This window comes from Corallococcus sp. CA053C, assembly GCF_003611675.1.
Taxonomy (GTDB): domain Bacteria; phylum Myxococcota; class Myxococcia; order Myxococcales; family Myxococcaceae; genus Corallococcus.
The window spans coordinates 1-6,903 of sequence record NZ_RAWA01000471.1; the positions used below are offsets into that span (position 1 = coordinate 1).

At 71.4% G+C, this 6,903-nt stretch carries 2 protein-coding genes; both read right to left on the bottom strand.

The annotated features are described in order from the left end of the window. Positions 1 to 1,285, bottom strand: a 1,285-nt coding sequence (locus D7V97_RS37605; protein ID WP_199729093.1) for a transglycosylase domain-containing protein, incomplete at its 3' end; no start/stop codon positions are given. Between the two features lie 6 nt (positions 1,286 to 1,291). Beyond that, a partial coding sequence (locus D7V97_RS37610) for an Ig-like domain-containing alpha-2-macroglobulin family protein (RefSeq protein WP_120615423.1) occupies positions 1,292 to 6,903 on the bottom strand: 5,612 nt, incomplete at its 5' end.

Consider the following 6,903-nt stretch of genomic DNA (forward strand, 5'->3'; position numbering starts at 1 on the left):
GCAGCGAGCCCAGGAACCCCTCCACCCCCAGCCGCTCCAGCAGCAGCACGAACGGCAGGTTGAGCGACTGAGACAGCGCCGTCTCCATCCGCACCAGCCCCTGGAAGCGCCCGTCGAAGTTGCGCGGCGCGTAGCCGCCGTACGTCACCGGGATGTCCGTCACCAGCGTCTCCGGCCCCACCAACCCCTGGTCGATGCCCAGCGCGTACAAGAGCGGCTTGAGCGCCGAACCCGGCGAGCGCGGCGTGGCGAAGCCGACAATCTGCCCGCCGTTGTCCCCGTCGAAGAAGTTGAAGTTGCCCACCAGCGCGAGCACCTCCCCCGCCTCACGGTCCGCCACCACCACCGCGCCGTTGTGGATGCCCTGCCGCTCCAGGCGCCGGGCCGCGTCCCCCATCGTGCGCTCCACGAACCGCTGCGTGCCCGCGTCCAACGTCGTGCGCAGCCACGTCGCCTCCGGCCGCCGGGCCTTGAGCCACACCGCCGCGTGCGGCGCCTCCCTCGGGAACGGCTTCAACACATCCGGCACCTGCGTCGCGCGCACCTCCGCCAGCACCACGTCGGAGGCCACCCCCTCCACGCTCAAGCCCCCGGACTCCAGCAGCCTCCTGGCGATGTCATCCCGGGCCGAGCGCAGCCGGGCCACATTCTCCGGCGACGGGAAGCGCCGGTTCGGGTTCTGCGGCACCGCCAGCAGCGTGGCGATCTCCGCGGGACTCAGGTGCGCGGCGGTGTGCCCGAAGTACGCGAGCGCCGCCGCCTCCACGCCCTCCATGTTGCGGCCGTAGGGCACGAACTGGAGGTACGCCTCCAGCACCTCCTGCTTGGACAACCGCACCTCCAGTTGCGCGGCGCGGAACGACTCCACGACCTTGGAGGTGAACGTGCGCGGCCGTGGCTCCAGCACGCGCACCAACTGCATGGTCAGCGTGGACGCTCCCGACACCCGGCGCCCCCGGCTCAGGTTGAGGCCGAAGGCGCGCAGGGCCGCGAGCGGATCCACGCCGGGATGTTGCAAGAACCGCTTGTCCTCCAGCGCCATCAGGGCACGGACGTAGGCCCGGTCGACGCGGTCCTTCGGCGCGGGGATGCGCCACCGGTCATCCGGAGCGAGGAAGACGTACGCGGGCGAGCCATCCCGGTACGCCATCACCACCGAGGGGGGCGCCGCCAACCGCTCCGGCAACGGCACCCACCAGGCCGCCGCGAGGCCCATGCAGACAAGCACGAGCCCCGCCAGCGCCACCCCCACCCACTTCCTTGCACCTGGACGCACGCGACGCATGGGGGCCTAGAGCAGCTCGTCCTTCCAGGGGCCCGCCACCTGCACCGTGCCCGCGGACTCGCGGGCCCAGGTCGCGGAGTCGTACATCGCCTCGGCCTCCGCGGACGGCAGCGTGAACGAGCCCGCCGTCACCGCGCGCACCGCGTAGACGACCTTCTTCGTCTCCTTGGCCTGCAGCGCACCGAACACTTCGATGCGGTCATCGCGCAGGTTCACGTAGTCCGCCGTCCACAGCGCGTCCTCGGCCACCCAGTCCACGCTGCCACCCCGGCCCAGGCGGGCGTTTTCGATCTCCCAGCCCGCCGGCAGCCGGTCCACCAGCGCGATGTTCTGGATGCGCTCGCTGGTGGTGTTGGTCAGCTCCAGCTCCACGTAGATGAGGTCCGCCAGCTTCACCGGCGCGGCCTTCAGGTCCAGCGTGGTGCCATCCAGCGAGCGCCAGGTGCGCTTGAGCGCCAGCCCCTGGCCGCCCACCTTCACCTCCGGCTTCGTGCGCACGCCCTCGCTGCTGACGATGAGGTAGACGGAGCCCTCCCCCTTCGTCTTCAGGTCCAGCGACAGGCCCGCCCGCTCACTGGCGCGCGCCAGGGCCCAGGTGCGGTCCGTCACGCGCGCGTCCTTCTCCAGCACCGCCGCCAGGGACTTGCCCCCGGCGGTCAGCGTGGGCGGCGTGAAGGAGGTGGCCGTGCCCTGCAGCCGCTTGCCCAGGCCGGTGATGCCCCAGACCAGCTCCTGCGTGGAGTAGTACGCCGAGGTGTTCTGCTGGAGCGCCGTCGCCACCATGCGCGCCAGCGGCTCGCCCTCCGGTGCGTCACCGAAGAGGTCCTGGAAGGTGCTCAGCATCATGCCGCGCCGGCGCCGGTCCGAGTAGAAGTCCCAGCTGTTCCTGCGCTCGTCGGTGACGGGCGACAGGTCCGGGGTGCGCAGGTCCTTCTCGTAGCGCCGGTCGCCGGACAGCCACAGCGCGGCCTTGAGCAGGTACAGGTCCTCCTGGTCCTGGCCGGTGAGCGCCTTCTTCTTCGCGCCCGTCTCCAGCGACGTCACCAGCGCCTGCACCCGCGCCTTGCGCCCCTTGCCCGCCACCGCGAGCACGTAGTGCATGTACGGCTCCGCGTGCTGATCCGAGTGGCCGTCCTGGGCGAGCTTGCCCTCGTGCTGGGTCAGCTCGTTGGCCATCCACGTGAGCGCGCTGTCCACCCGGTCGTCCGGCACCGGGTACTTCAGCTTGCGCGCGTCCAGCAGCATGTGCGTCGCGTAGGCGGTGCCCCAGGCCACGGGGTCCTGGTTGCCCGGCCAGTACCCGAAGCCGCCGGAGGCCGTCTGCATCGACAGCACCCGGTTGATGCCCGACAGCACCATGTCCTCCACCTTCGCGGTGGCGGCGAGCGTCGGATCCACGCGATCCACCAGCTGGCTCACGAACAAGAGCGGGCGGGTGGAGGACGTCGTCTGCTCGATGCAGCCGTACGGGTAGCGCACCAGGTACGAGAGGTGCTGGAGCGACTTCGCGTACGGATTGTTCGTCACCCACACCGTGGTGCGCTCCGTGGTGGGCACCCAGCCCTGGAGCAGCGGCCCCAGGTCCGTCGTGCCCTGCGCCAGCTCCACCTGCTGGATGCGGCGCTCCCGCGGCCCCGCCGGCGACAGCGGCACGTCCAACTGCTCGCGCGACGTGTAGCCACCGCCCTCCACCGTCACCACCAGCCGGGCGGCGCCCACCGACTGCACCGCGCGGCCCTGGAACACGAAGGTGTGGGACTTGCCGTCCTCCACCCGGGCCCGGCCCTCGTTCTTGCCCGACAGCTGCAACGGCGAGCCCACGTCCGCGGGCATCGCGAGCCCCGGCACCGCCAGCGCCTCCGCCGACAGCGACACCTTCACGTCCTGCGCCTTGCCGGACAGGTTGGTGATGAAGACGGGAATCTGCACGTCGTCGTTCTGCGTGAGGAAGCGCGGCAGCGTCGTCTGGAGCACCAGCGGGTCGCGCACCAGCACCTGCGCGCTGGCCCGGCCGATGCGCTTGTTGCCCGCCGTCACCACCATCACGCGCACCGCGCCCCGGTACTGCGGCAGCTTGAAGGGCACGCGCAGCTTGCCGGACGCCGGCACCTCCACCACGCCGCTCCACAGCGCCACGGGCTTCACGGGCTGCACACGGCCCGCCGCACCCGCCTCGTCACCGCCGGTGGAGCTGGAGTTGCCGCCGGGGGGCACGAGCAGCGCCCAGCCCACGGTCTCGAAGGTCTGCACGCCCAGCGCGCGCCGGGTGAAGATCTCCTTGAGCGGATCCGGGTTCTGGAAGCGCGTGAGGGACAGGATGCCCTCGTCCACCACCGCCACGGTGGCGAAGGTGGGGCCCTCCACGCCCTCCAGCGACAGGTCCACGGTGAGGGTGTCGTTGGAGCGGACCTCCTTGGGCACCGTCAGCGTGACGGCCTGGGTGAAGTCCACCGGCTCCAGCGCGATGCTGCCCACGCCGAACGCGCGGTCGGGCATGAACGCCTGGGCGGATTCCAGGTGCGGGTCCTTCACCATGAACGCGCTCACGTAGACGTTGGGCGCGTACTCCTTCGGGGTGAAGCTCCAGGACACCTCGCCGGGCTCCACCTGCTTCCACGCGGTGGTGACGACGCGGTCGGTCTCCACCGTGAAGAGGACGCGGCCCCGGTACGGCGCCTTGACCTTCACCGCGAGCGCTTCGCCCACGCGGCCCTTCGCGGGCAGCACCAGGTCCAGCGTGGTGGGCTTCTGCGGGCGCGGCGTCTGATCCACGCGCGAGTCCTCGCCCCACCAGTAGTAGCGGCCCTCGCCCTCCAGGTTCAGGTCCGTCTGGGTGGCCCCGGCGCGCGCGCGCACCAGGTAGCCCGCCCCGTCATGGCCCGGCAGCACCGTGGTGGTGAAGCGGCCGCCCTGCACCTTCACCGTCGTCGCGCCCTCGCGCTGCGGGCGCAGGTAGCGCTGGTAGCGCTCGTAGCCGGACTCCTCGTCGTAGTAGTAGCCGTAGTTCTCCTCCATGAGCTGGTACTCCAGCTCCACCGTCTTCGGCCCCTTGCCGTCCGCGAGAAGCTCCCCGTTCCAGTCCACCACCACGCCCGACAGCGTGAAGGGCGTGCCCGCCTTCACCTTCTGCGTGTTGGCCTGGAGGCCCAGGTAGAAGGCCTCCGGGTGCACCGGCACGTTCGCCTCGCCCACCGTGGCGCGGCCGCTGCCGGACTCGAAGACGCTGGCGACGGCGGACAGCCGGGCCGCGCCCTTGAGGGGACCCGAGGCCGCGTTGGCCGGGCAGTTCACCACCACCCGTCCCTTCGCATCGAGCTCGCCCTTCACCTGGCCCAGCGTGACGGGCCGCGGCTCCTTGCCGTCCTGGCGCCAGAGGCCGTAGGTGTACTGGGCGTTCTGCTTGGGCTTGAAGGGCACGGGCTCCAGCCGGCACGTCATCTCCACCGGGCTGCCCTCCGCCGAACCGCCGAAGAGGTACGCGGCCTCCACGGCCACGGGGATCTCCTCGCCCTGCTTGTAGCCGGGCGCCTGGGTGCTCGCGGTCACCTTCATGCGCTCCGGGACGAACTCCTCCACGCTCAACCCGTAGGAGGCCACCTCGCGGTCCGCCACCTTCAGGCGCACGGAGTAGCGGCCCGTGTCCTGGAAGGCCGCGAACGGCTGGTCCAGGGACACGAGCCCCGCCGCGTTCGTCTTCAGCGTCACCTTGCGGATCTCCCGCTCGCGCGGGTCGATGACGCGCACCTCCACCGGCACGCCCGCGGGCGGCGCCAGGTTGTCCTGGCCGCGCAGCACCGCGGCCACGTGCGCGGTGTCGCCGGGGCGGTACACGCCGCGGTCGGACCAGACGGAGGCGCGGTACGGCTGCTCGGCGCGGTACGGCTCGCCCTGCACGTCCGAGTTCGCGATCTCCGTCTTCAGCTCGTCGTACTTGAGGTACGTGAGCTCGTCGCCCTTCCTGGCCACCAGCGCGAACGGCTCGCTGTCATCCACGCCGGGCGCGGGCACCTTGAGCTGGCAGCCCTCCTCCGCCTGCGTGGTGCAGCGGGCCACCGTCTGGCCGCTGCGCTTCACGAGCGTCACCTCCACGCCGGACAGGGGCTCCGTGCTCTCCATCCCCAGGGCCCAGACCCAGACCTCGCCGGAGTCCTTGGAGCCCGGCGCGGGCCCGCCCTTCTTCGCCACGAGGCTCAGGTCGGTGAGCAGGATGCGGGAGGCAGCGCGGAACTCGCCGCGCTCGGCGGTGATCTCCACGAGGCCGCGCGTGGTGGCGGGCACCAGCGACGCCACGTCGACGTAGGTGGTGAGCAGCGTGTCCGCCGTCGCCTTGAGCGGGATCTCCTTCTTCAGGACCACGTTGCTGGTGCGCGCGTCCGCCTGCTCCTGGGAGTCGTTGCTCATCCAGAAGACGAGGTTCTCCGGCGGCACGTTGCGCACCGTGAGCGTCACGCCCTCCACGTTGAGGTGCTGCAGGGGCAGGTTGCGCCACGCGCTGCGCGGCAGGTAGCGGCCGCTGGTGGAGAAGCGCACCTGGGGCTGGCGCGCGGGCACGGAGAAGCCGCGCGACCATGAGCCCAGCAGCGTGCCTCCGCCCACCGTGGGCGTGCCCTCCGCGATGGAGAGCGTGTGCGGGCCGCGCTTGAAGTCACCGAAGATGCGGAAGCCGCGGCGCGAGGGCGCGACGGAGAACTTCACCTTCGGCTTGATGCGCAGGGCCTCCGCCGCCACCGCGTCGCTCAGCGAGCAGCCCCGGTTGTCGTCGTCGTAGTAGTACGAGTCCCACTGCTCGTCGGTGGGGCTGGGCGCGGCGTTCGCGTCCACGTCGCGGCAGCTCACCTCGAAGAAGTAGCCGCTGGCGCCCTCCTGCAGGTTCGCGAAGGTGATGTCCGTGCGCTTGCCGGCGTTGAGCGCGAAGCGGTCGGTGGCCGCCGGAGCCGTCACCTTGGCGGACCCCACGAGCGGCAGTCCTTCGCGCAGCGCGAACTCCACGGACGCGGAGGGCTTGAGCTTCGGGTGGGTGAGCGTGACGGCCAGCGCGTTGCGGGTGTCCGCGCGGCTGCTCCACTTCACGTCGGTGATGGCGGCATCGCCCACGCGGAAGCTCGCGCGGGAGCGCACCGCGGCCAGGTCCACCGGCCCGGAGAAGACGACGCTCAGCTCCACGTGGCCCTTGAGCAGGTCCATCCGCGTGGGGAACAGCTGCACGTACTTGAACGCGTACGTGGTGAAGTTGTAGCGCCAGGCCCTTTCGGACGGCGGCTTGACGATGCCGGCGTCGGTCTCCACCGCGTCCACCGACACGGTGTACGTCGTCCCGGCCGCGAAGCCGGTGCCGGGGGCGGACGGGGTGAAGCGCAGCGACGAAGGCCCGGTCCACGCAATGCGGCCGGGCACCTCGGGCGTGAGGGTGACGACCGTGTTCCCGACGGTCTCGGAGCGCGGGCGCAGGGGCAGCGCGAACTCGATGACGATGCCTTCGGGGAGGGCGCTCTCGCTGGCGAGCTCATGGATGACGGGCGTCAGCGTCTCCGCCCGCACCGGCACGGAGGCATTCGAAGCCACGGCGGGGGTGCTCGGCGGCGTCGCGGCCGGGGAGGAAGGGGTGGAGGTGGCGTTGC